Source organism: Paenibacillus xylanexedens (assembly GCF_007676705.1).
In the GTDB taxonomy this organism is placed as follows: Bacteria; Bacillota; Bacilli; order Paenibacillales; family Paenibacillaceae; genus Paenibacillus; species Paenibacillus xylanexedens_C.
This window is the reverse complement of sequence record NZ_VEBF01000010.1, coordinates 1-26,394: the sequence shown is the minus strand read 5'-3', so window position 1 is coordinate 26,394 and position 26,394 is coordinate 1. Positions and strand designations below refer to the sequence as shown.

Below are 26,394 nucleotides of genomic sequence, written 5' to 3'. Positions count from 1 at the left end.
ATGGTTACGGTTGATTCAGCTCGATTTTCATGTCCATTCCCTTGATGAACTGCCGATCTTTAATCTCTTCCGTAAAATCATCCTCAATCTCAAATGGTTTCACGACCAAATATGCTGAGTCGCCAGGTGTGGTGGCATAGATCCGTTCAGATTTTAATTGATTGCCCCCATACAAGCCCTCCGCATTTAATGCGGTCAATTGCCGGCCCTGATCATCGAAAATTGCAAACCCTATATTTCGTAATTGTTCTTCATCTTTAGCCGTGAGCATGCTCTTACCATGAAGTGAGATCACCGTGGACAGACGTGTTGTAATCGGCGTAACCTGTGCTTCCGTAACGGAAGCGGTAATCAGGTCATTGGAGACGATGACGTTAGGTTCAATATGCTGAATATCCTCAGTCGTTTTTGTGAACGGGATGCTCAGCTTAAACTCGTGATCAATGCCCTGCAAAGTGAATGTGACCTCAGCATTGAACTGATCTGGCAGTCCGGCAGCAGCCTGGTTAGCGGGGATTACTTGCTCGAACAGTAATGTATCTGGCTGCGTTTGTCCTGCAGGGCCGTAGAATAAGCCGCCCTCCTGGTCTGTACCATTAACGTTGAAAAAGACATTATCCATTCCATCGCTAAGCTTCACGATGTCCTTGCCATTGTCATACTCACCATTGTTCAGGTTGGGTGCAGTGACATGAACCAAAAAGGCTGCGCGAGTACCATCATATATGGTCTCCTTCACTTCCAGCTTCACGTCTTTGAACGATACATTGCTGTTTACGAATTTCGTCAGACCTTCGTCTCCTGCAGTGCGTAATCCCATATCGGCTTCAATAGAGCTGAAGAGACTGCCAACCAGCGGGATGCTGCGTAGAGAATCAGCCATGACAGGAGACACAAATCCAGAGGCAAAGACGGTTATACCTAACACTCCCGCTGCAATCGTTGCTGCGGCTGTACGACGCAGACCTCTACGAAGACGAGGATTACGAGATTGTTCTGAATTCAGCATGGTTGCTTCCGGCAGTGATTCCAGGGTGGCATCGATTCGATTGCGCACAATTTCTGACATGACGGGTCGCTCCTTCGCCTGTTCTCTTAATTCTTGATCGATATTAAACGGGTTTGACATGTAGTTTTACCTCCCGAAAGTTTTTGAATTTGTGATACAGCTCCTGTCGTGCACGGCTTAATCGCATTTTCACCGCGCTTTCGGATATATCGAGCGCCTCTGCTACCTGCCGCAGGGAGAGATCTTCGAAATAATGCAGCACGAGGACAACTCTCTTTTGTTCGTCAAGCCGATCAACGGCTTCTCTCATATCTACCTCATCGAAGGGACTGGAGGATTCCTGCTTTGCGGGCACCTCTGCATAGGACGTGGAGAGGGAGCGACGGGACAATAGCGTGTTGCATTCATTAATCAGGATACGGAATATCCACGTTTTGAAATAGTGAGGTTCCCGAATCGTATGGAGTGATTTGTAGGCTTTCAGAATCGTCTCCTGAATGGCATCAGCTACATCCTCCTCTTTTCGAAGCATGGATTTTGCCGTATTGTATAGAGAGTTTTCAATTTCTCTGATGAGCCTGATAAAGGCATCGCGATCTCCGGATATCGCCTGATGAATGAGATCGGTTGGGTCCATGGATAGCAGCTCCTTTCTTGGGTTACAGGGATTCAACTTCCCGTTTGTTTTTACATGAATTAGACTTCCAGTGGGCTTATATGGTCACAATTATTTTTTATAGTGAAAAAGATGCTGTTATATATGACGTATTCCTACGACATGTCCCCTTCAGTCAAGAACAGCATATTCTTTCCTGATATTGACGGATTGACTTTTTGAAGAACAGGCCTATAATAATAAATATATTCATAACACGGACTGTTACTGGGCGAACCAGGCATGACCGAATTCGATTATTTAACTGTAATCGCTTTCGGTCTTTTTTTATTTTCGTCGGGGGGTGAGGACAATGAAGGTTATTAAGAAAGTGAATAACAATGTGGCGATTGCCATTAATGATAACAACGAAGAAGTATTCGTCGTAGGTAAAGGGGTCGGATTTCTGAAAACGCCTTACGAGCTGACAGAGACGGACTTGGTAGAGAAAATTTTCGTAGCACCGAAGAATATCCGTATGTATGATCTGCTGAACAGCATTCCAATTGAGGATATTTATCTCGCTGAGGAAGTCATCAAGCTGGGCAGTCAGATTTTGAATAAACAATTTAACCCGAACCTGCTTCTCACCCTGTCTGACCATATCAGTTTTGCATTAACCCGAACCAGAGAAGGCATCAGTATCAAAAATCCGCTGGAATGGGAAGTGCGGACACTCTATCCGGACGAGACCCGGGTGGGGGAGGCTGCGCTGAAGCTGATTCAGGAAAAAATGGATATTGCTCTGCCGACAGCCGAAACAACACTGATTGCTCTGCATTTTGTTAATGCGCAGGTTGGATCGGGAGAGATGACGGATACCACTAAGGTAACCACAGTGACGGGCGAGATCCTATCCGTGATCAAATATGCTCTCAAAATTGATTTTCAGGAAGACTCCATTCACTTTATGCGATTTGCCACACATATCAGATATTTCATCATGCGACAGATGAGCGGTACATCGCTCAAGGATGAGAATGAATCGCTTTTCCTGATGGTCAAAGAAAAGTTTCCGAAGGAACTGGCTTGTGTGGAGAAGATTGCTGATTTTCTGAAAAATAATTACGGCTGGACCTGTTCTGATGATGAAAAGTTATATCTCATTCTGCATATCCAACGATTAATCTCGAACTAACCAATTGCATAACAATTATGGACTGTTACTGATTCGATCAGGCATGACCAAGCGTAGGGAATGACGATTCCCCGGCTTGGTCATTTTTTATATAACCATTTCAGTTGATGTAGAGGAGAAGGGTCATGAACAACAAAGACTTGGCTAAAAACGTACTTGAGCTTGTTGGCGGCGAGCAAAATATATCGGGTCTGACACACTGTGCAACCCGTTTGAGATTCGTATTGAAGGATGATAACAAAGCAGATCTCAAGGCGCTGGATCAGCTCGAGGGCGTGCTTAAGGCACAAAATTCCGGAGGACAGATTCAGGTTGTTATCGGTGCCAAAGTAGACGCGGTATACAGTGAAGTGAAGAATCTGACTTCTGACAAGATTGGCGAACTTGCGGAGTCCACAGATCGTGGACCGAAAAAGAGACGCAACCCTGTCAATGTAGTACTTGAAACCATTGCAGGTATATTTACGCCTGTTCTGCCAGCACTTGTTGGTTGCGGGATGATCAAATGTTTGGCCACCGTTATAGCTGCCATGGGCTATTTGGAAGGTTCAGGCTTTCTGACGATCATTAACATGATCGGGGACTGTATTTTCTACTTCATGCCATTCTTCCTGGCTGTTAGTGCAGCAAATCGTTTCAAAACCAATCCCTATTTGGCGGTAGCACTTGCTGCGGGGCTAATGCACCCCATCATTCTGAACGCTGCGTCCCAGATTGCCGAGACAGGTGTGAACAGCATTGATTTTCTTGGCATGCCGATCCTGTTGATGAAATATTCATCTTCCGTCATTCCCATCATTCTGGCGGTATGGATCATGAGTTATGTGTATCCAATCGTCAATCGAGTGATTCCCAAGTTTCTGCAGGTCCTGCTTACCCCAATGATTGTTTTGTTCATTATGATTCCAGTGGAACTAATCGTGCTTGGCCCAGTAGGATCATATATTGGTGACTGGTTGACCAATGGTATTAACTCATTGTTCTCCACCGCAGGTGTTCTTGCTGGTGCAATTCTTGGATTTTTCAAACCGATCATGGTTATGTTCGGTATGCACTATGCCATCATGCCTATCCAGGTTCAACAAGTGGCTACACTGGGCGCAACCGTGTTGTTACCAACGGCACTGGCGGCGAATTTGGCTCAGGCTGGAGCAGCCTTCGGTGTGTTTGTCCTGACAAAGAGTAAAACGATGAAATCGGCAGCTGCTTCGAGTGGATTCACCGCGTTGTTCGGGATTACCGAGCCGGCGATCTATGGTGTAACGCTCAAATATAAACGTCCCTTTTTCGCAGGTTGTCTTGCAGGCGGATTAGTCGGTGGATTCTACAGCTTGGTGCACACAACAGCGAACGCAATTTCACTTCCAGGTGTATTGGCAATTGGTACATATACATCTGATCGTTACATGTATGTCGTTATTGGTTGTATTGCAGCTGTCGTACTTGGCTTTGTGTTCACCTTGATGGCAGGCATCAAGGAAGGTACAGAAGGAGCCAAACAGCAACAAGCTACGAATAAGGTAAATGACAATTCAACAGCAGTTGTCACAGAGGTAGCTCCAGAGTCAGTATCATCACAGACATCCACTTCTTCGGACATGCTTATCGTTAGTCCAATGACAGGAGAGATCAAACCGATCTCTGAAGTGGAAGATCAAGCATTTGCCCAAGAGTTAATGGGTAAAGGTATTGCGATAGTTCCGACAGATGGCAAGGTATACGCTCCATTTGACGGAGTAGTCGAGGCGCTTTATCGCACCAAACACGCCATCGGATTGAAGGCAGCGAATGGTGTCGAGATCCTGATTCATATCGGGGTGGATACCGTTAGTCTGAAAGGAAAATATTTTAACGCCCATATCGAACAGGGACAAACAATCAAGGCCGGCGATTTATTGGTGGAGTTTGATCCAGAAGGCATTACGTCAGCAGGCTATAACACCATTACATCCATTGTCGTTACCAACATGCAACAGTATGGAGACGTGCTGACTACCGCGACCAGCGGACCGATCCGGGAGAGCGAAGCGCTAATGAAGTTGATCCCATAAAACATGAAATAAGACCACAACACGTAATAACAGGAGGAAACTAAAATGACGAATTCCAATTTTCCAAAAGATTTTTTATGGGGCGGTGCATTGTCTGCCTGTCAGGCCGAGGGAGCTTATAATGTGGACGGCAAGAGTCTGACCATCCCAGAAGTGATGAAGTTTAACGAGAAGAACGACCGCAAAGTGACCAAGCAGATCAGAGTGAATTGGGAGATGATTGAAGAGGCCAGGAATGACCCGGATACGGTTAAATATCCGAAGCGCCGGGGAATTGATTTCTATCATTCTTTCCGTGAGGATATCGCCTTGTTCGCCGAGATGGGCTTCAAAGTATTTCGTTATTCGATTTCATGGGCCAGAGTATTTCCAGGTGGCGACGATGCCGCTCCTAATGAAAAGGCATTAGAGTTCTATGATCAGGTTATTGATGAATGTCTAAAACATGGTATGGAGCCCTTGATCACCATCAGTCACTTTGATACGCCAATTGTACTGATGGACAAGTTCGGAGGATGGTATAACCGCAAATTGATCGATCTGTATGTGAACTATTGTGATGTGCTGTTTAATCGCTACAAGGGTAAAGTGAAATATTGGGTGACCTTTAATGAGATCAACATGAGCGTGAAAGCATCGGCCAAGACGCTGGGAATCATTGATTATGATGCTCCGAATTATGAGGAAATGCTGTTCCAAGGGCTGCATCATCAATTTGTAGCTGCGTCCAGAGCAACCAAGATGGCTCATGAGATTGATCCGAATAACCAGATCGGAAGTATGGTGGCTTATTTTACAACGTATCCTTACACTTGCAAGCCGGAGGATGCACTTCAGATGCAGCAGGATGATCAGATGAAAAATCAGTTCTATCTCGATGTGCTTAATAAAGGCGAATACCCTTACTATAGTAAAACGTATTTCAAAAACAAGGAGATCCAGCTGAATATCGAGGATGGTGATCTGGATAGCATTCGCGCACACACGGCTGATTTCGTGGGGATGTCGTATTACAACTCCATGATATCCAGCAGTGATACGGAGCAGCTCGAACTAACGGCAGGCAATGTACACAGTGTGTATAAAAACCCGCATCTGCCCGCTAACGAGTGGGGTTGGCAGATTGATCCCATTGGCCTGCGTTATACGCTTAATCTCGTCTATGATCGGTATCAAAAACCAGTTTTCATTCTGGAGAACAGCTCAGGCTTCTACGATAAGCTAAATGAAGATGGAACGATCAACGATCCGTACCGGATTGATTTCCTGAGTAAACATATCGAACAGATGGGACTCGCCATTGCCGATGGGGTCGAAGTGTTGGGATACACGATGTGGGGACCAATCGACATGATCAGTTCAGGGACTTCCGAGATGAGCAAACGGTACGGATTTATCTATGTGGATCAGGATGACTATGGCAATGGTACGCTCGAAAGATATCGTAAGGATTCGTTCTTCTGGTATCAGAATGTGATCCGCACCAACGGAGCAGAACTGTAATAGAGCATGAATATTCTGGGTCGTATCAAAAGAATACCCGGCGGCTTGCTGATTGTTCCTATGCTGGCTGCCGCGGTCATCAACACAGTGTTTCCATCGTTCTTTCAGATCGGAGATCCAACAACAGCGCTGTTCACATCGAAAGGTACCATGGTGTTGATTGGCATGATTTTGCTGGTGTCAGGGACACAGCTTAACTTGTCACAGCTTCTGGTGACCTTGAAGAGAGCAGGGGTGCTCTGTATTTCACGAATCCTCATCAGCTGCCTGTTCGGCTGGGCGTTTGTACACTTTTTCGGTATCAGTGGGGTTGGAGGTGTGTCAGCGGTAGCCTTCATTGCTGTCCTGACCAGTTGCAATCCGGGGTTATATCTGGCCCTGATGAACACGTACGGAGATGATGTGGATCGTGCTGCGTTTGGCATTCTGAATCTGATCGCTGTACCGGTTATTCCGGTCATGATATTGAATTCGGCAAGCGGCGTCGGTATGGATTACCTCAGTATAATTGCTACGCTGGTGCCTTTCTTCATCGGCATACTGCTTGGTAATCTGGACAGCAATATACAGAAGATGTTCGCTCCGGGAACACTGATTCTTCTGCCTTTTCTGGGCACCAGCTTTGGGTCCAATATTGATCTGCGTATTGCATTTCAGTCCAGTCTGTCCGGCTTGCTGGTCACGGTGATATTTTTGCTGATCTGCATGCTGCCGCTCATTGGAATCGATCGCACGATACTAAGACGGCCCGGTTACGCGGCGGCTGCAACATGCTCGGTTGCTGGACTGTCCATGGTGGTACCATCGATGGCTGCCGAATTCAATCCGGCGTATGCGCCTTATGTGGATACAGCTATCGCTCAGATTGCATTTGCTGTGATCTTGACGTCGGTGACCGTGCCTTACATCGTAAAGCGTTTGGCTGGAACAACAGCGACGGAAGCTCTTATACGGGAAAATCATTAGCAAAAACAGCACGTGCTCTGTCAGGTCATGACGGATCACGTGCTGTTTTGATATGTTCATCTATATGATCTCCTGGGGGAGGAGAGGGATCAAGCAGTTATTTTACAGACCAAGCAATTGTTTAACACTTTCCGCTACAGCTTTGCTGGATTGCGGATTCTGTCCTGTGACCACTCGGCCATCTGTTGTGACATAGGAGCTGAATGCAGCAGCTTTATCATATTGTGCAGCGCGTTCTCTCAACGCATCTTCCAATAGGAAAGGAACATACTCTGTTTGTTGAACCAATGCTTCTTCTTCATTCGTGAAGCCGGAAACGGTTTTGTCTTTGATCAAAAGCAGGCCGTTGGACAGCTTCACATTCAACAGGGCTGTAACACCGTGGCACACACCGGATACAACGCCACCTTTTTCATAAATATCACGAGAAAGCTCTTGAAGTTCGGCATTATCCGGGAAATCCCACATCGTACCGTGACCCCCTGTGAAGTAGATTGCATCGTAGTCACTCGCGTTTACTTCGCTAGGTTTCAACGTATTTTTCAATTGGTTCATGAACGTTTCGTTCTCGAAATAGGCTTTGGTGCTCTCATCGAGGGAGTCACCTAGACTTTTCGGATCAAGAGGTACGTTCCCACCTTTAGGGCTAACCAGATCGATCTGAACATTTTCGTTGTGATCAAACTCTTCAATAAAGTGAGTTGCTTCGCTTAGCCACAAGCCGGTGGGCTCGTCCTTCGTTGCGTATTTATCCACATTTGTGAGAACAACCAGTATCTTTTTCATATAAAAAACCTCCCGTAAGTATATATCAATAATTTATATTTAATATTACAAAATTAAATTGTTTAAAATACATTATTAAATATAACATAACCATTTTCTAAAGTAAAATAGGGAGCCTTCCATCCATCTCCAGCATGACCTTTCATGCGTAGAAATAATTCATAATGGCGTGTATCAACATTAATTCAAATTTGAAGTTAATTTGATTGAATGGCGGAAGATGCCAAAGAAAAGCAGCTGTTCAAAAGCTGAAAAGCCCAAATTGATGCTGCGAGTAATTCCCAACAGATGGACATGCTTCGTCTGCAGTCTATGTCCAACAAGCGCAATGAAGCATTTGATGTCATGACGAACTTTATCAAAAAAATGCAGGATTCAAGATCATCCATCATCGGTAACATGCGTTAAGAACGAATGATTAACTGCAACAACACAAAAAGAGCGAAGCCGGAATTCAAATTCCGAAACTTCGCTCTTTTTTGTAGTTCTCTTTTTATATTTTATATCTTATCTAATCCGGGTATGGTACCAGTCTTTATACTGCATTCTTCATTCCAAGTCACCCAGACCAGTCACGACGCCGAGTGAACAGATCCTTCAACTCGTCTGTCGACAATTCGGTAATCCAGTTTTCGGAGCTTGTGATGATGTTATCACTAAGCTGCTGTTTGCTCTCCAACATCTCGTCGATACGCTCCTCCAATGTGCCAAGAGAGATGAATTTATGCACCTGAACATCTTTGGTTTGGCCCATTCGGTAAGCCCGGTCGGTGGCTTGATTCTCAACAGCAGGGTTCCACCAGCGGTCAAAATGGAAGACATGATTGGCTGCGGTCAGATTCAATCCCACACCGCCTGCCTTGATGGACAGGATGAAGACGGATGGTTGCTTGTCCTCAGGCAGTGTACGGGATTGGAATTCCTCAATCATGCGATCTCGCGCCGTTTTGGACGTACCCCCGTGCAGGTACAATACAGGCTCCTGTAACTCCTGACGCAGTACCTGCTGCAGCATCTGTCCCATACCGATATATTGGGTGAAAATCAGGCATCGTTCGCCCTCGTCCCGCAATTCGCGGACAAGCTCCATCAGTCGTTCCAGCTTCGCAGAGCGGCTGATCAGCATCGCCATATCCTGCGGGCTATACACGTCATAAGAGGATGTCAGTGCGCCGTCTTCGGGTAGTTCCTCCGGCAAAGCCTCTTTCGTCAGCAGAAGTGGGTGATCACACAACTGTTTAAGCTGGGTTAACGCCGATAGAATCGCACCTTTGCGCTTGATGCCTTCCAGCTCTTTCATTTTATCCATCAAGGCCTGCACGGACTGGTCATACAATGCACTTTGTTCACCCGTAAGGTGAATGTAGGTTTTCATCTCGTTTTTGTCCGGTAGATCGAGTTGGATATTCGGATCTTTTTTCTTCCGGCGCAGCATAAATGGTTTCACCAATTGCTGCAGATCCTGCATCCGCTGCTCATCTTTGTCTTTTTCAATAGCACTGATGAAGCGAGTCTGGAATGCCCGGGCGTTGCCCAGATATCCTGGATTGATAAAATCATAGATTGACCACAGCTCGGACAACCGATTCTCGATCGGCGTACCCGTCATGGCGATGCGGTGTTTCGCCGGAAAACTGCGAACAGCCAGGGACTGTTTGGTCTGGGCGTTTTTGATATTCTGTGCTTCATCGAGACAGATGCATGCCCAGGTATAGGTTTGTAACATCTCCTGATCCAGTGTAGCTGTAGCAAAGGACGTGATAATAATATCCACCTGCTCGGTCTGCTCCCGGAATTCTTCTCCACTTAATCGGCGTGCCCCGTAATGCAGACTGACATTAATGGAGGGGGCGAAGCGGCTAATTTCCTTTTGCCAGTTGCCCAGTACGGAAGTCGGGCAGATCAGAAGTACCGGGGCTTGTCCCGGCTTACGTGGTTCATGATCCTTGATGTGTAACAGATACGTGATGAATTGAATGGTTTTCCCAAGCCCCATATCATCGGCAAGACATGCCCCAAGCCCGAATCTGCGCAAGAAACCAAGCCATGCAAAACCTTCCTTCTGATACGATCGCAGCTCGGCATGAAGTCCTGTCGGAATGGGCAGGGAAGGCGCGCCGCCTTGTCCGCCCCCGAGTTGTGCGATAACCCGATTCAGGTGCTCATTCAGCTCTACTTCAAGCCGAATGTTCTGGTCATTCTGTGGTTGTTGCTCTTCCTCGGTTTGTTGTCCTTCCTTCCATTTCTGATTGCGATATTCGCGCTGTTCATTATGCAGCAGATGCAGGTGCAGAATATCCTGGAACGAGAGTCCCTGTTCCCGATCTACACCGCCCATGGCCCGACGAATCTGTTCCAGCAGATCGGGGTCGAGCGGGACCCATTCTCCGCGGAAGCGCACCAGTCGTTCATTGCGGGCAACCAGATCAGCGAATTCATCTTCACTGAGGTCCGTGTCACCGATAGCAATGCGCCAGTCAAAATGAATAATCGAGTCCAGTCCAAAGAACGACTGTCCCCGCTCACTGCCTTCCTCCGGCTGCACCTTGGCGCGAAGCTTTGGTTTCTTCTTACGGGCTGCTTCCCACCAACCAGGGAGCAGAACTTGCCAGCCCGCTGCGAGCAACCTGCCGCTATCCTGCGTCAGGAACTGCCAGGCTTCCTGATCTTCCAAAGGATCACTCAGCACATCCCGCCTGCCGCTAATGGAGCTTCCAAGACGCGGCAGATGTGCGCGCAGTTGATCCAGCCACCCGGCGGAGCGATCCAGAATGAACGGTGTCCATACCTCGGGCCATTCTCCTTCAAGCCTGCCGCGCGAATCCAGCATGACGGGTACCAATACGGCGGCATCCAGCTTGTTCTGCAATACCAATCGCAGTCGCCAAGATGGCTCATCATCGTCTGGCTCCTGCAATTGCAACATGGGTCTGAAGGGTGCTGCATCTGCCTTCCAACCAATGGATACGAGCCAGGACTGGGCGTCCATTCCGGCTGTCTTAGGGAGAGAGCCGCGCTCTGGGAACAACTGCGGAAATTCACGCCGCAGATCCGTCGCAGCTTCTTCCGAACTGTACCAGCGCTGGAATACGAAGGCGGAGTAGGCCGCCCCAAGTCCTTCGGCATAGCTCTCATCCGTTTGTTGAAACGCTTTGGTGAGAGAAGCTCGATCCTGCTTCTTCAAACTGTCCGGGTCCCAAGTCCACTGAAGCTGTCCTGCACGGTAGGCTTCAAAGCTGGGTACGTATTTTCGTTTCTCGATGGAGGATGCCAGTGCTGGAGCTAGTCGAATCAGATGTTCAGCCTGCTCATCCCATTTCCATTCAATATGAAGCAGGGTATGCATCTCTGCAAAGAAGGGAATCACTTCTTCCGCTGGCAGAACAACCAGCTCAATCTCTTCAATCTGCCGAACTTCCAGTTCGGTGCCGTAGAAGGAAGGCACATGCCAAGCGAACAATCGCTGCTTAAGTGACTGTCCGGATACAAAGTGATGCGTGTTGAGTGCTCCGTAAAACAAAGCATCGCCATATCCGGTTAAAGCGACGTGAACCTCAATCGTTTCAGTGTAAGGATGAATTAAGCTCATGAGATCAGTTTACCTTTCCGAAGCTCTTCCTGCAGGGCGCGCAGCCGACTGTTACGAACAGCGAGTGTGGTGATAAATTGCTCCCAGTGCGCTTCTTGCTTCAATTTCTTATAGATTTTGGACAGACGTTTCAGCAGCTTCACGGCTGCTTTGTATCCGTCCCTGTTTTTGTGTCCGATATATCGCTCCACTGCCTGATGATAGAAGGGGAGCAGCAGCTCAGGTGCATCTTTTTCGATCGGTTGCAGCATCGCTACGCGGAATTCGAGAGGTTCCGTTCCCGTACTCAGCTGAAAATCAATCCACCTGCGCCACTGTCCACGCGAATGCATGGCATCCTCGTAGGCGGGGCGGGAGTGGGGAAGCATACTGACAAGCGTGTCCCACATGCGGTTCTCTGCATCGGGCAGATGTTGGATGGCCGAATCCCACAGATGCATGTAATCATTCAAAGGTGTGTTGCGCCGATTCGCCAGAAGGGGGCCAAGTTGTACCAACCAATCCCCAAGCCGCTTCCATTCAGCCGAATCTGCGAGTACATGGAGAAAATGCAGCAGATGTTCTGGTGGGATGCCATAGGCTGAGCTTCCATGGACGAGTCGTTGCCACGCCTGATCATCCTGCCCCAGATGGAAGTGCATCCAGCTTTGCGCGAGTACCAGCGGCAGGGGCAGCGTTACGGCTTTGCTCGATCTCTCACTACTACTTCCATTACTTTGAGCGCCACCCAAGACACTTTCGCCTGACTGGGAAGGTGCAGAAGCGGCGATTATACCGCGCTCTATATCATTTAATATGGCCTGTTCCGAGTTCAGCATGTCCTGAGACTCTTGAAGCTCAGGCACAATCCAGTTCAACCACAGTTGTCGATAGATCGGAGTGAAGAACATCATGCTGGCTGTCTCCGACATCATCTGTTTACGTAAATAAGCCGAGGTTTCGGCCAGTCTGTTCCAATGTTGCTCAAGCTTGTTTCCCTTTAGACCTGACAGGTCTAGCGGATGGTTAAAGATCCGTTCAATGTCTTTCTGAAGTGCATCCACCGCGAGCTGGGCAGGGTAGCTCAAGTACACGGGGGCATGCGTGATGGAGTTACGAGCTGGAGGCACGCAGAATCGTATGAGGTACAGCTGTACATGCAGTTCAAAAAGTTGGTCCATTGCAGCGGACAGCCTTGGTTTAATGGCATATAGCTCGTCCGTTGCTTCCTGTACGTAGGATGTGCTTGCTGTGCCAGTACCCAGCCGCCTCAGACAGGAGTGGAATAGTTCGTGCCATTCCGAGATTTCGAGATCGGCAAGTTCTGTTGCACGCTCCTTGATCTGGCTGTATTGGTTGTCTGGAATATCCATATCCTGCTGTTCATCGGCATCTGCGTAGCTGGATAGTCCCGCGGACATGGCCCCGACAGGTTTGGTCGTTTGTTTGAGTGCAGTACTGGAGTGTGCATTCACAATGGCATGCACAGGTCGCTCCAGTTGCTCGGCATAACTCATCAAAACAGCGGTCATATGTTTGCAAAGGGAACTCACCGGGCAGGTACAATAACTGGTAGACAGGGATTGCATGCTTAGTGTGACCTCGTACTCTTCCGATCCTTGTACAACGGCCGAAATCCCTTTTTGTTCGGAATAAGTTAATGGTCCGACACGTTTCTGTTTATAATATTGGAATCCGCGCATAATCGTCAGGTTGTTAAAATGCTCTGCAACTTCCCGAATCAATTGTTGCCACTGCGCATCATCCATTCTCATGTTATTGGGTATGTTCATCATTCCATCTCCTGGGGTAAACATAGGTTCGGTAATCACGACGTCTATGACGTCATGGTGTGAATTTGATGTATCCATCATATCAGTTATGAGTCAATTCGTGCATGGGTTATGAAGAATTTGAAGTTATTTTAGACCAACATGAACCAGGATGAACACGGCGGTTCTGCTGGCGGCCGACATGCAAGAATGCACCATATTGTGTATGCTTATAGTATGTATTCCTATCAGGAACGATGCAGGCCGTAGAAACGGCCATACTACAAACAACAGGAGAGAGCATATGAAAATACTTACGTTAAACACACACGCCTGGGCGGAAGAGGATCAACTGAACAAGATCAGTCAGCTGGCTGATTTTATTAATACACATCAATTCGATGTGATCTCCATGCAGGAGGTCAACCAATCGATGCAGGAAGCCGCGCTTTCTGAAGAAGAACTGAGGATGTATTATGCTACTGAATCGGATGCTGTGATTAAAAAAGATAACTATGCCTATGTCCTGCTCCAACAGCTAACAGAGCAATATTACTGGACGTGGATTCCCGCTCATGTCGGGTTCCAAAAGTACGACGAAGGACTGGCGATCCTTAGCCGGACGCCGATTAAGCAGGCTTTTGGAGAATACGTGTCTCACATGAGGGATTATAACAATTACCGTACACGCAAGATTGTGGGAATCGAGACGGTCGTTCAAGGTGAAGCAACCTGGTTTGTAAATGGACACTACAACTGGTGGGATGATGCGCAGGAACCGTTCAAGGGACAATGGGAGATGACGGAGAGCAAGCTTGCACCCTACATGGATCAGCCGTTATATATGATGGGTGACTTCAATAATGTGGCTGAAGTACGTAATGAAGGCTATGATTATATGATGAGCAAAGGCTGGAACGATCTGTATACCACAGCATTGCAAAAGGATGATGGAGCAACCGTGGTGAAGGCCATTGCCGGCTGGGCAGACAATAAACGCGATTTGCGGATCGATTATATTTTCTCCAATCGTCCAATCCAGGCCAAGTCTTCCACCGTGGTCCTGAACGGTAAAAACGGGCCGGTCGTGTCCGACCATTTTGGCGTCGCTGTAGAAATATAACAGCCATTCGACTATAAAGGTGATATCACCGCAAATACGAAACAAAGCCTCCGCTGACTTCCTGTAAAGGGAAGTGTAGCGGGAGGCTTTTTCCATTCAAAATAATTTACTATGTACATATCATATTGTTTGTTCTTTTTGTTGTGTAATGGCGCTAATACTAGTACTACTCGAGTGCCAGCATCTGATGTACAAACTTTTTCAGATTCGCACTTGTCTCGCTAAGCTGTTCAATACTTTCCATGAATTCGGTAACGAGCTTGGCCTGATCCACCGTTGCGGTTGTAATCTGACCGATCTCCTGCTCCATATGTTTCATGGATTCTTGTACACTGCCGAGTGATGATTCAATATCAGCCGCTGCTTGTTTCGTATGATCCGACAGCTTACGCACTTCACTGGCCACCACGCCGAAGCCGGCCCCCTGATCACCAACACGGGCTGCCTCAATCATGGCGTTGAGTCCAAGCAGATTGGTTTGTTCGGATACTTCACGGATGACGTTCGTTACTTTACTTACACTGACCGAGTTCTCGGAAGCTTTTTTGGAATTGCGCAGAATCTCTTCCGATGTCGCGGAGAGTTCTTCGGAATGTGCAGCAATCTGCTGAATGCCACCAACGAGAGCATTAATGGTTGTTTCATTTTCACGAATCAGATTTTCGAGGGTCATATGGCTATCCAGCGCGTAGTTTACACCCAATATACCAACGACCTGATCGTTTTCTTTAATAGGGATTAGAATGGCATCAAAGGGTCTGCCCTGCAAATCACCAGGCATGCGTGCCACGGTACGGGAATCTCTGTTAGTCAGCATTTTGAAATGTTTATAATCATCATGCAGCTCATCCCCAACCTTCACGCCAATCTCCAGACTTTTTGCCTCGGAAAAATACAATACTTTCTCATGATCATTAATGGATATGGATATGTCGTCACGGAACATTTGGCTAACAAAAGGCATAGCATTTACCAGAGATTCAAGAGTATTCAATGTGCATCTTTCCTTCCCGATACAAAAAGTGGAATTTTTCAATCTAGTATTTATATCGGTAACGTTTTCTTGTTTTTAAACCATTGTTTAAATTTAAGTTAACTTAGAAAGACAAGGCGACTAAATCCAATATAGTTGTAAGCGTAATCAAAAATCTGTAGCCACCACCGAACATGTCAGTTATACTGGGATTATTATTCGGCTATTCAGAAGATAACCAAGGGACATACCTATTTCCCGGTAAGGGGATTATCCACCCGGGTTAAGCGCTATACTAGATTGCTGCATATCAGTTTGGTGCTCCAGTGTGGATGGTATGAATGCAATGATATAAGACTTTATTTCAACGGGAGAGGGATGTGTGCCATCGATGACGACCTATTTCAGTGAACCGCAGAGCATGTATTACCGATTTGGAGAAGATCAGGATCAGGTACTGAAGGTACTGGCCGAGAGGTATATTGGAGCCAATGCACAGGCTGATTTTGTATATCGGGTATTTCAGAAGTCTGGTATTTTGCAAAATGAAAAAGGGCTTTATGATCTGAATTTAGGTAAACGCTTTCCTGATGCACCTAAAGACCATATATCTTACGCAGCTGCACTGGTCTGGGGGGATGAGGACCGAAATCTGGATGTACTGGTCCGCTGTTATGGACCTGTTCGTTTCTACTTCAATGAGCAGATGGTCTATCGCTCTACGGTAATGGATGAGATTAGTCCAGATGCCACGGTGAAGCTCAGCATCGACATCAAGCCTGGTTGGAACACTATTTGGCTGGAAATGAAAAACACGCCTGCCGGCTTCGGTTGCCAGTTCGGATCAGATGAAGGTAAAGTGCGCATTTTGAACATCCTTGCTCCGTTTCAGGAGAGACAAGGACAAGCAGGGTGGATATTCTCCCAACCGGACCGGGCCGCAAGTAAGCAACCGGACCTGCTTGGACAAGAAGCAGATTACAGTTTAAAGTGGCTGCCTGAGACAGGCTGGTCTGATCAGGATGATTCCAAACCAGCCCTTGAACGAATATATGGGCATCTTCCAGGTCGGCATGCTTATGCTTGGACCCATCTGAACAACATCGATTCAACCGGGAGTCCAGTGCGATTGTCAGGTCAATCTTCTGGTTCTCTAAGTATATGGATTAGCGGCAAGCCTGTGGCACAGGTGAAGGAAGCGGGTACGTTCGAAGTGGATATACCAGTCTCCTTTGGACGGAGTGACCTGATTGTCCGAAGTGAATGCAACGATAAGGCTGAACCATGGCATTTTAATATGAATGCAACCGTTTCGGGCAAGCCGCTTTCACTGGAACTTCCTCAGCGTGTGCACGGTGCTACTGGAGAGTCTTGGTTATATGTTGGGCCTTTTGAGTCGGGGGTTGAACCGGATTTGCAGGATCTGACCCGAACGGACCGAGTGTACCAAACAGGACTAGAACAGACATATTGGCGCTTGGATCGACCGGATGCCCGGATCAGACCCTATTATGAAAACGCCATGTTAAGCAACAAATGGACAGTGGGCAGTGTGACCAATTATGGCCGCTGGGATTATCCATTGGGTGTCACTGTATATGGTCTATTACGGACGGGGCGTTATCTGCAAAGACCGGACATTACGCGTTATGCGGCTGAGCATGTGCAGGCATGTACTCAGATGTATGAGTACTCTTTATGGGATCGGGAGCAATATGGTTTCCCTGCAGTCAATCAACAACTGGTCATGCTAAAAATGCTGGATAACTGCGGTTCTTTTGGTTCAGCCATGCTAGAAGCGTACTCCGAGTGCCATGAACCAACGTTTCTTCCCATTGCTGAGCGGATTGCGGATTTCATGCTTTCCCGTTTGGAACGACAGGAGGATGGTGCGTTTTATCGCACATGCGTAGGGGAGTATGCCGAGAATACCATGTGGGCAGATGACCTCTATATGAGCACGCCGTTTCTCGTTCGTTATGCCCGTGTGACGGGAAGCTCATCCGCACTGGATGAAGCCGCCAGACAGTTTTTATTGTATCGGAAATATCTGTTCATGCCTGAGTTCAAGATTATGTCTCACGTATATGATTTCAAATACGGACAGGCAACGCAGATTCCATGGGGACGGGGGAACGGCTGGACACTGTTTTCCTTGACGGAGGTATTGGAAGCTTTGCCAGCAGAGCATCCTGAGCGCCCAGCCTTAATAGATTTCTTCAATGAGCTGTGTGAAGGGTACGCAGCACTTCAAGGGGAAAGCGGGTTATGGCATCAGGTGTTGAATGACTCCCAGACATATGAAGAAGCCTCATGTACAGCCATGTTTGCCTATGGATTTGCACGTGGTGTGCGTTTTGGCTGGTTCAAAGACCCTGAAGTTTATGTCGCAGCTGCCCAGCGGGCATGGAAGGGACTCATCTGCAAAGCGATTGATCGTCAAGGGAATGTGCATGGTGTGTGCAGCGGTTCGAGATATGCGTTTACGGCAGAGTATTACGATCAGGACTTGCGTACCGTCACCAATGACAATCACGGAATAGGCATTATGATGTTGGCAGGAACTGAGGTTGCAAAAATGAAGAATCATTTGGCTGATCACAAGGTGTCTTCACCTGCCGCCACACACTCCTGACTGATCCACAGGAAACACATCATTACGGCTGAACATCGAGCTTTTCGGACATTCTAATGGTCCATTAAAAGAAATGCCGTGATTTGATGTTCATACTTTCGTTCCATATCAACCCGCTATCTTCTTCTCAACGTATCATGCATGTATACCCGTAATCATACCGATACGGGAACGGAACCGCCGGGAATATCATTCCTGGTGGTTTTTGATTCCTGTAACTCCTTACTTTTTTGACAGGAAAGCTTACTTTTCTTTATGTCATGTGCAGCAATGGACCGATACAATAGGTTTTGTAAGCGATTCCATAAATGCAAGAAGGGGAGGAAATTCATTTATGATGATTACAAAAAAGTGGGTAACCCTGTTCTGCCTGTCCCTGTTATTGTTCGCTACAGCCTGTTCTGGAGGGGCCACCGATACATCATCTTCTTCTGGAGAAGCAAGTGGAAGTGAAGGAGATTCATCAGGTAAGGTTGAACTGCGCATGACCTGGTGGGGATCACAGACTAGACATGATCTGACGACCAAAGTGATCCAATTGTTTGAAGAGAAACATCAGGGAATCACCATTAAGCCTGAATATTCCGGTTGGGACGGTTACTTTGACAAGTTGACTACACAGGTAGCCGGTTCGAATGCACCGGATATCATCCAGATGGATTACGCCTTTCTGACTGACTTTGCCCGGCGTGGGGCCTTGCTTGATCTGACCCCGTTTGCAGAGAGCAAAGAGCTGCGAACAGAGGATCATGATCAGAGCATGATTACAGCCGGTTCGATTGACGATAAATTATATGCAATTACCCTCGGAGTTAACGCACCAGGTGTCATCTATGACGCCACCGTATTTCAGGAATTAGGTATCGAAGAACCACAAGAGAGCTGGACATGGAAGGATTTTGGGGATATTGCGACCAAGATCGCCGCAGCCAAAGGTGAGGGGTTCTATGGATCGGCAGACATTTCCGGTACAACGAACATGTTTGAAGTGTTTATTCGGCAATCCGGGAAAGGATTGTTTGATGGTGGCACGATGACCGCTACCAGCGAGGAGCTTCAACAATGGTTCGATATGTGGGGTGCACTTCGTGAGAATGGTGGAGTCACCACAGCGGAGATAACGGCATCCACAACCAACGCACTGGAGACACGTCCGATCTCACTTGGAACAGCTGCCATGGATTTTGCGTGGTCTAATCAATTGCTGACATTCCAGCAGGTGAACAAAAACCAGGATCATAAGCTTGGCATACAAGTGCTTCCGCATGGTGTTAACGAGCAGCAAATTGGCGAATACCTGAAGCCAGGTCAATTCTTATCCGGTTATGGCAAAACAAAACATCCCAAAGAAGTGGCCATGTTCATCGATTTCATGGTGAATGATCCGGAAGCAACTGCCATTCTCGGTTCTGAACGTGGGGTGCCGGTCAATTCCAGCATTCGTGAACAGATGCAGCCTACGCTGCCGGAAGCGGAGCAAACTATTTTCCAATTTATCGATACTGTATCGAAGCATTCCAGCGAGATTGACCCGCCATACCCGCAAGGGTTTGCTGAAGTGGACACGAGTTTCAAGAGCGCAAGCGAGCAGATCGCCTTCGGTCAAGGCAAAACACCGGATGTGATTGCACAGTTTATTGAAGAAGCGAAGGCTGCGCTTGGATCGAGTCAATAAACCATTGAAACCGTTCCAGACTTCTAATTCTGCGGGGAGGTTGCGAAGATGACGACATCACAGGTCAGTCAAGCCCGAATCGAGCGTGTGGCTAGCCGGCGGGTGAAACGGAGATATGCCCACAATGGAGCAGCGCTTCTGTTCCTTGCCCCATGGCTTGTCGGATTATTATTTCTAACCCTGGGTCCCATGTTGGTATCCTTGTACATTTCGTTCACCGATTACAGTATCCTTGCCGCCCCTTCCTGGGTCGGTCTGGATAACTACACGACGATGTTTACATCGGATAAACTGTTTACCCAGTCGCTCAAAGTCACATTCACGTATGTCGCTGTATCCGTACCGGTCAAATTGATCTTCGCACTGCTTGTAGCGATGCTGCTCAACAAAGGGATTCGAGGGCTCGGTATTTACCGGACGGTGTACTACATCCCGACATTGCTTGGGGGTAGCGTGGCGATTGCGATGTTGTGGCGTAAGATGCTGGGTGGGGATGGGCTACTCAATAGTGTTCTTGCCATGGTAGGCATTAAAGCTCCCGATTGGGTTGCGAATCCGAAGTATGCCCTGTACTCCATCGTACTGTTATCCGTGTGGCAGTTCGGATCGTCGATGATTATTTTCCTGGCAGGCCTGAAGCAGATTCCACCCGAGTATGATGAAGCCTCAGCGGTAGATGGTGCAGGTCCTCTGCGGAGATTCTTCTATATAACGTTGCCGATTCTGTCACCCGTCATCTTCTTCAATCTCGTCATGCAGCTGATTACGTCCTTTCAATCGTTCACGCAGGCCTTCGTCATCAGTAATGGTAGCGGAGGGCCAGTGAACTCAACCTTAATGTACTCTCTGTATCTGTACAAAAAAGGATTCTCATTCTTTCAGATGGGCTATGCTTCCGCGATGGCCTGGGTGCTGGTGATCCTGATTGGCGTATTTACATTGCTCGTATTCCGCAGCAGCAAGCTGTGGGTGCACTATGAGGATGGTGGGAAATCATGATTGGACAACGGAACTCCACAGCATGGGTCGTCGGCAAACATGTGCTGATCTCTGGCATCGCCTTTGTCATGCTCTATCCGATTCTCTGGATGCTGGGTAGCTCGTTCAAACCGGGACATATGATCTTTACAGAGACCTGGTTCTGGCCGCAGGAATGGAATTGGCAAAATTACATGAATGGCTGGTCGGGAATTCAGGGTAATCCGTTCTCCCGGTTCCTAACTAACTCTGTCGTTCTATCGCTTGGCGCCGTGCTGGGCAATGTGATTTCCTGCTCTATGGCGGCGTATGCCTTCGCCCGACTGAATTTTCGTCTCAAAGCCATCTGCTTCGGCCTGATGCTCATGACGATCATGCTGCCACATCATGTGACGCTGATCCCGCAGTATATCCTTTTCAACCACCTGGAGTGGGTGAATACGTATCTGCCTCTCGTCGTGCCAAAATGGCTGGCGACTGACGCATTCTTCATTTTTCTTATGGTGCAGTTCTTCCGGGGATTGCCTAAAGAGTTGGATGAGGCGGCCACCATCGATGGATGCGGTCCTGTGAAAATATACACCAAAATCATCATTCCACTGGCTTTCCCAGCATTGGTCACCACGATGATTTTCACGTTCTTGTGGACATGGGACGACTTCTTCAGTCAGTTGATCTACCTGAGCGACGTGAGTAAATATACAGTGCCGTTAGGTCTGCGTTTGTTCCTTGATTCCAGCTCTCAATCCGATTGGGGTCCAATGTTTGCGATGTCGGTATTGTCGCTGGTGCCATGTTTTATCGTATTTATCGTGTGTCAAAAGTACTTCGTGGAAGGAATCGCAACCTCTGGACTCAAAGGGTAATTCCAAGACGAAACGAGTTGATTTTCGCATGCGGAAAGGAAGATGGTCTTCATTTATTAATCAAAAGCTGCAACAAAGCAAGCTCTCCACATTGATGGTGACTTGCTTTATTGCGTTTAACCTCCTGCTCGTCTCGATTGTGGTCTGGCTGGCATATCAGTCTTTCTCAGCAGTCACCTTTGCCGAGATTAGCAAAGCACGCCTGGCTCTTCTGAACGAGAGTACACGACGGGGATTTGACTTCATCACAAGTGTAACGGGCAATGCCTACGCTTTGGCAAGCAATCGGGAACTGTCCAGCTTGCTCGAAACGATGGAGACAGGAAGACTTTCGCAGATTCATCAACGGCGGGAAGTATCCCGCATATTGGATCATACGCTGGTCGTCAGTGAAGGCATTACTTCTATAGAGTTGTACACGGATGCATTTAACGGTGTAGCTGTTACCATGCCTGATCGCATCTTCCCGGTAGACACAATATCAGGTGATTCCTGGTTCGATGCACTGGAGCAGGCAGATGCAGCATGGGTACCTTTGCGCGAGAATGAATCTGGTCAATCATTAATTGGGTACGCCCAGCGAATCTTTGACAGCCGAGGGGGTACGGTTGCCTATGTGCTCATTCGACTGAGTCGTGCTGACATTGTACGCAGGTTTGCGGATATGCCCATGGTATTGGATGGAAAGGTGCTGCTGGTAGATACGGCTGGCAAAGTCGTCATGCAGATGGGGGAATCTAATCCCGTTGAGGGGTCTAAGTGGCCAGATGACTCTAATACAAGTGGTGGAGATGGAGATTCTTCTTCTTCTATAGTAGATAGTGCCTGGATTCAGGAACACGTCCAGCGTGGAGAAGACGGATTCGAAGTGGTCTCCGGTCAGTCCGGTGGTTCACAGCTTGTGCTATATTCCAGACCGGCCATGCTTCAGTGGCGTCTGGTGCAGACGATCCCGGTTCATATGCTTTTATCTCCAGTCAGGCAAGCAGGATGGCAGATCCTCGGCATTGCGGTGCTGGGGTTGTTGTGCTCGGCAGTACTCGCGTATCTCTTCGTGCGGCGGATTATTCGTCCTCTACGCCAATTGATCAAGCGGATGAGACAACTGGAGAAAGGGGATTTCAATACCCGGGTTCAGTTGTCTTTCACAGAGGAATACGCCCACTTGGCTTATGGCTTCAATCACATGGCTTCACAACTCACGACGCTGATGGAACAGGTGAAGGATGAGAGCCGTGCCAAGCGGGAAGCCCAGACGGGCTTGCTTGAGGCTCAGATCAAACCCCATTTTCTATACAACACCCTCGACATGATCCACTGGCGTGCACTCGATTACGAAGCCAAAGACATCAGTCGCATGATTGTACAACTCAGTAAGCTGTTACGGATCGGACTGAGTGGGGGGAAATTATTTATTCGGTTGCGGGATGAGTTGGAGCATGCACGTTGCTACGTCAGCATTCAGTCAGAGCGTCTACCCTTCTCTATTCAATATCAGGAACATATTGATCCGCGTATTCGCGGTTGTTACATTCCCAAGATCATTTTGCAGCCCTTTATCGAAAATGCCGTTATGCACGGGCATCCCGAAGAAGGCACACTTCGAATTCAGGTGCACATGCACGAAGCAGCAGAAGGCTCTCACCTAGATATCGTTATTCGTATCACGGATAATGGGCAAGGTTTACCGGAAGGCTGGGAGCTGGAAGATACGTGTGGTATCGGGGTACGGAATGTACATCAGCGCATTCAACTGTATTGCGGGAAGAGATATGGCGTTCAACTGAGCGATGCAGAGTCGGGTGGCGTGGAAGTGACCATTACGCTGCCGCGTATAGAGACCGACGAGCAATTAAATCTGTGGCTGGACGGTGAAAAAGGATGAAGACCATTATGCTTGTAGATGACGATCCGCATATTGTTAAGGCTCTAACCGAACATATCGATTGGCCTTCACTGGGCCTAAGCATTGCAGGTACAGCTTCCAATGGCTTGGATGCGCTGGAGTTGTTCCACCGGATGCATCCAGATCTCGTCATGACCGACGTCTATCTACCGGGGATGACCGGGCTTGAGATTACACAGGCGCTGCGGCGTGATCATCCCCATCTGCCGATTATCATCCTTAGTGGATATGACGAATTCGAGAACGCCCGGGCAGCCATGCGTTGGGGTGTGAATCACTTTTTGCTGAAGCCAGCAGAGGTCGAGGAGATTGAGTCTGTGTTGCGTGAGGTTTTATTAGAACAAGATGTACGAGAGCGGCATGAGCGGCTGGAGCGGACGTACAAGCAGGAGGTTGGACGGGTACTTCCCTATTTACGCAAACAATTTCTTCACGAATTGCTGACTACGCGATATCGAGCTGAGGAGCTGCCTAAAGAACGCATGGAGTATATAGGCATTCATATGTCCTCACAGGCACGAGCCATTAGTCTGCAATTGAATCGCCCCGTATTTCTGACACGGATGAAAGAGCGGGACTGGCAGCTTCTCCGCTATGGGGCAGCCGATATTATTCAGGAGACGGTAAAGGAGCAATCCGAGCACATGGCGGATGGGCAGGTAGAGATTGTTGATTATTCGGATCAGGTATTTGTGTTGCTTCTATTAGGAGATAGAGATCATTTGGAGGAAATCCTGCCACTTGTGGAGAGGATGATCGATCAGATCTTTACGTATCTGAAAATCGAAGTAAGTGCTGGAATAGGAAGATCCAAAAGTCATCCATGCGAGGTGATAGACTCTTATCTGGAGAGCAGGGAAGCGGTAGAAACAGCAGAGTTTCAGGGTGGAAGTCGCATCTACCGTTATGAAGCGTCAGCGGATACGGGGCCAAGTGCGACTGATTATTCATTATTGCTTCGCCAATGGAATGAGGCATGGGCAGATATCAGACCCGATCAGGCGGAAGAGGTGTGGCATCATATTCGCCTTTTACTGAAAGAGGGAAACTGTGTTGGGATACAGGATATACAGGTTGTAGCCGTCAGTCTGTTTGACACCTTGATTCATAGTTGGAATCGACTTCATCCGATGTTAACGCCGCCGCTTGCGATGAGTGATTTTTTGCGTGAAATTCAATCGAAATATGCATTGCATGATTTGGTAAACTGGATGGACCGTATTATCTGCAACTGGCTGGAACAGATACGCAAAGAGATGGGCGAGAAGAAAAGCAATAAACTGATAGAGCAGGTGAAACAGTATGTGGAGCTGCATTACGCCGAAGAGATTAGTTTTGAAGCGATCGCCAAGGGGCTATTCGTGCATCCAAAGTATCTGAGTCAACTGTTCAAAAGGGTGACTGGAGAGAATTTCGTCAGTTATTTGAACGGGTACCGGATTCAGAGAGCGTTGGAACTGTTGCAGTCAGGACATTACATGGTATACGAGGTAAGTGAGATGACGGGGTTTCGTAATGCCACGTATTTCAGTCAGGTGTTCAAGATGCTTACGGGCAAGAGTCCGTCTGAGGTAGGTTAGAGCAATAGAGAGTATATTAAGTTAAATAAAGAGGAATAGGCGGATTGGTTCTTATGATTATCGAGCAACAGGAGTATTACATTAGAGGAGTATCTTACTCGATTAGATCGGCAGAGGAAAAAGATGCTGAAGCCTTGTCTTCACTTCGTGTACAACTGGATGGGGAAACGGAGAACATGGATCGTGAAAAGGGTGAGGCGTACATCGATGCAGTCGGGTTTCGGCGTATCATCCAGTCGGATACCGAGAAGCGGCGTAATATATTCCTCGTTGCTGTAGTAGCAGGTGAGATAGTGGGATACTCCCGATGTGAAGGCACAGCGTTGAAGCGCTTTTGCCATAAGGTTGAGTTCGGTGTGTGTGTAGCCAAGGATTTCTGGGGACATGGGATTGGCAAGAACTTGTTGGAGAAGTCTATAGAGTGGGCAGACCAGAGTGGTGTGGAGAAGATGACGTTGAACGTGCTGGCAACAAATGAAAAAGCAATTGAGTTATATCAAAAGTGTGGCTTCGGAATCGAAGGCGTTTTGAAAAAGGATCGGCGACACGCGGATGGACAATATCATGACACGATAGTGATGGGCAGGTTCAAAGACTGACCGTGTAGAAAGTAAAGCTTACAATCTATCATGCTCACAGAAGAGTGAGTTCAATTACTATATTCGATATGTCAAAAATAATAGATAGCATTGTTCTCCAATAAGGTATTGTGTTTCTTATTATAATAGAACGTAATGATGTTGATAGGATCTGTTCGTAACCTATATTGAGACAGATTAGACTAGCGAGGGTATGTAGGGTATAGTAAGAGGATATTGCCGTCAATTGAAGAGTTTGAAAAGAGATTATATCAAACAAGCAATAAGGCCATTGATGGGATATTTTACAAGTAGTAATCATATTGTGCATATGGTATATTCTACTTCCGGCCAAAAAAACACGACAAACAAAGTGTGCAGGCAGAACAAAATAAGCTTCGAAAGAAACTTAAAAAAAGAGCTTGCTAAGTTGGTTCGGAAGTGTTATGATATAAAAGTTGCTGAGGGGAACAACGCTCGGTAACGAAATAAGTTTGATCTTTGAAAACTGAACAACGAGTGAGTAAACATTCTGCTTGCAGAATGAAACGCGAAAGTTGGAAACAAGTCTTGGCTTGAATCGACTGGAGCACAAATGAGATTTTTAATCTCGTCAGATTCAAAATGAGCTT

18 protein-coding genes are annotated in these 26,394 nt (G+C 47.5%); 12 read left to right on the top strand and 6 right to left on the bottom strand.

What is annotated here, in order from left to right; all coding sequences use genetic code 11:
- Positions 1-4: 4 nt before the first annotated feature.
- Both FS628_RS27880 and FS628_RS27875 read right to left on the bottom strand, forming a co-directional pair.
- Entirely contained in the window at positions 5-1,129 is a 1,125-nt protein-coding gene (locus tag FS628_RS27880; RefSeq protein WP_145326332.1) for a DUF4179 domain-containing protein, read from the bottom strand.
- Positions 1,113-1,646 carry an RNA polymerase sigma factor gene (locus FS628_RS27875; protein WP_145326331.1) on the bottom strand — a complete coding sequence of 178 codons (534 nt, stop codon included), beginning with the start codon at positions 1,644-1,646 and terminating at the stop codon, positions 1,113-1,115. The genes FS628_RS27880 and FS628_RS27875 overlap by 17 nt, the downstream gene beginning before the upstream one ends.
- A 331-nt stretch (positions 1,647-1,977) precedes the next feature.
- Between FS628_RS27875 and FS628_RS27870 the strand changes: the two genes are divergently transcribed.
- From FS628_RS27870 to FS628_RS27855, 4 genes are all read left to right on the top strand, one after another.
- Entirely contained in the window at positions 1,978-2,802 is an 825-nt protein-coding gene (locus tag FS628_RS27870) for a PRD domain-containing protein (RefSeq protein WP_145326330.1), read from the top strand.
- Positions 2,803-2,927: 125 nt separating this feature from the next.
- A complete protein-coding gene (locus tag FS628_RS27865; protein ID WP_145326329.1) occupies positions 2,928-4,853 on the top strand; it encodes a beta-glucoside-specific PTS transporter subunit IIABC in 1,926 nt (641 codons plus the stop codon).
- Between the two features lie 45 nt (positions 4,854-4,898).
- Complete coding sequence (locus FS628_RS27860) at positions 4,899-6,356, top strand: glycoside hydrolase family 1 protein (protein ID WP_145326328.1); 1,458 nt, start codon at positions 4,899-4,901, stop codon at positions 6,354-6,356.
- Between the two features lie 6 nt (positions 6,357-6,362).
- Complete coding sequence (locus FS628_RS27855; protein WP_145326327.1) at positions 6,363-7,322, top strand: 2-keto-3-deoxygluconate permease; 960 nt, start codon at positions 6,363-6,365, stop codon at positions 7,320-7,322.
- Between the two features lie 102 nt (positions 7,323-7,424).
- On the opposite strand, the gene FS628_RS27850 is transcribed toward FS628_RS27855, so the two are convergent.
- The 3 genes from FS628_RS27850 to FS628_RS27840 form a co-directional block, all read right to left on the bottom strand.
- Positions 7,425-8,108 (bottom strand): type 1 glutamine amidotransferase domain-containing protein, encoded by a 684-nt coding sequence (locus tag FS628_RS27850; RefSeq protein WP_145326326.1) that lies wholly within the window; start codon positions 8,106-8,108, stop codon positions 7,425-7,427.
- A gap of 559 nt (positions 8,109-8,667) precedes the next feature.
- Positions 8,668-11,688, bottom strand: a complete 3,021-nt coding sequence (locus FS628_RS27845; protein ID WP_145326411.1) for a DEAD/DEAH box helicase — start codon at positions 11,686-11,688, stop codon at positions 8,668-8,670.
- Positions 11,689-11,693: 5 nt separating this feature from the next.
- Positions 11,694-13,469: an SWIM zinc finger family protein gene (locus FS628_RS27840; RefSeq protein ID WP_186327999.1), complete on the bottom strand. Its 1,776-nt coding sequence runs from the start codon at positions 13,467-13,469 to the stop codon at positions 11,694-11,696.
- A 283-nt stretch (positions 13,470-13,752) separates the two neighbouring features.
- Between FS628_RS27840 and FS628_RS27835 the strand changes: the two genes are divergently transcribed.
- Entirely contained in the window at positions 13,753-14,571 is an 819-nt protein-coding gene (locus FS628_RS27835; RefSeq protein WP_145326324.1) for an endonuclease/exonuclease/phosphatase family protein, read from the top strand.
- A gap of 166 nt (positions 14,572-14,737) precedes the next feature.
- Here FS628_RS27835 and FS628_RS27830 read toward each other — a convergent pair whose 3' ends face one another.
- A complete protein-coding gene (locus tag FS628_RS27830; RefSeq protein WP_145326323.1) occupies positions 14,738-15,565 on the bottom strand; it encodes a methyl-accepting chemotaxis protein in 828 nt (275 codons plus the stop codon).
- 370 nt (positions 15,566-15,935) lie between these two features.
- Here FS628_RS27830 and FS628_RS27825 point away from each other — a divergent pair, with 370 nt between their 5' ends.
- The 7 genes from FS628_RS27825 (at position 15,936) to FS628_RS27795 (ending at position 25,783) form a co-directional block, all read left to right on the top strand.
- On the top strand, positions 15,936-18,179 hold the full coding sequence (locus FS628_RS27825; RefSeq protein ID WP_145326410.1) for a glycoside hydrolase family 88/105 protein: 2,244 nt from the start codon (positions 15,936-15,938) through the stop codon (positions 18,177-18,179).
- Positions 18,180-18,513: 334 nt separating this feature from the next.
- Positions 18,514-19,854, top strand: coding sequence for an ABC transporter substrate-binding protein (locus tag FS628_RS27820; RefSeq protein WP_145326322.1), 1,341 nt, complete (start codon positions 18,514-18,516; stop codon positions 19,852-19,854).
- A gap of 48 nt (positions 19,855-19,902) precedes the next feature.
- Positions 19,903-20,853, top strand: coding sequence for a carbohydrate ABC transporter permease (locus tag FS628_RS27815; protein ID WP_260871225.1), 951 nt, complete (start codon positions 19,903-19,905; stop codon positions 20,851-20,853).
- Positions 20,850-21,698 (top strand): carbohydrate ABC transporter permease, encoded by an 849-nt coding sequence (locus FS628_RS27810; RefSeq protein WP_145326321.1) that lies wholly within the window; start codon positions 20,850-20,852, stop codon positions 21,696-21,698. Before FS628_RS27815 ends, FS628_RS27810 begins: the two co-directional genes overlap by 4 nt.
- Positions 21,699-21,726: 28 nt before the next feature.
- Positions 21,727-23,583, top strand: coding sequence for a sensor histidine kinase (locus FS628_RS27805; RefSeq protein WP_145326320.1), 1,857 nt, complete (start codon positions 21,727-21,729; stop codon positions 23,581-23,583).
- Positions 23,580-25,184: a response regulator gene (locus tag FS628_RS27800; RefSeq protein WP_145326319.1), complete on the top strand. Its 1,605-nt coding sequence runs from the start codon at positions 23,580-23,582 to the stop codon at positions 25,182-25,184. The genes FS628_RS27805 and FS628_RS27800 overlap by 4 nt, the downstream gene beginning before the upstream one ends.
- Positions 25,185-25,237: 53 nt before the next feature.
- Complete coding sequence (locus FS628_RS27795; RefSeq protein WP_145326318.1) at positions 25,238-25,783, top strand: GNAT family N-acetyltransferase; 546 nt, start codon at positions 25,238-25,240, stop codon at positions 25,781-25,783.
- The last annotated feature ends 611 nt before the right edge of the window (positions 25,784-26,394 follow it).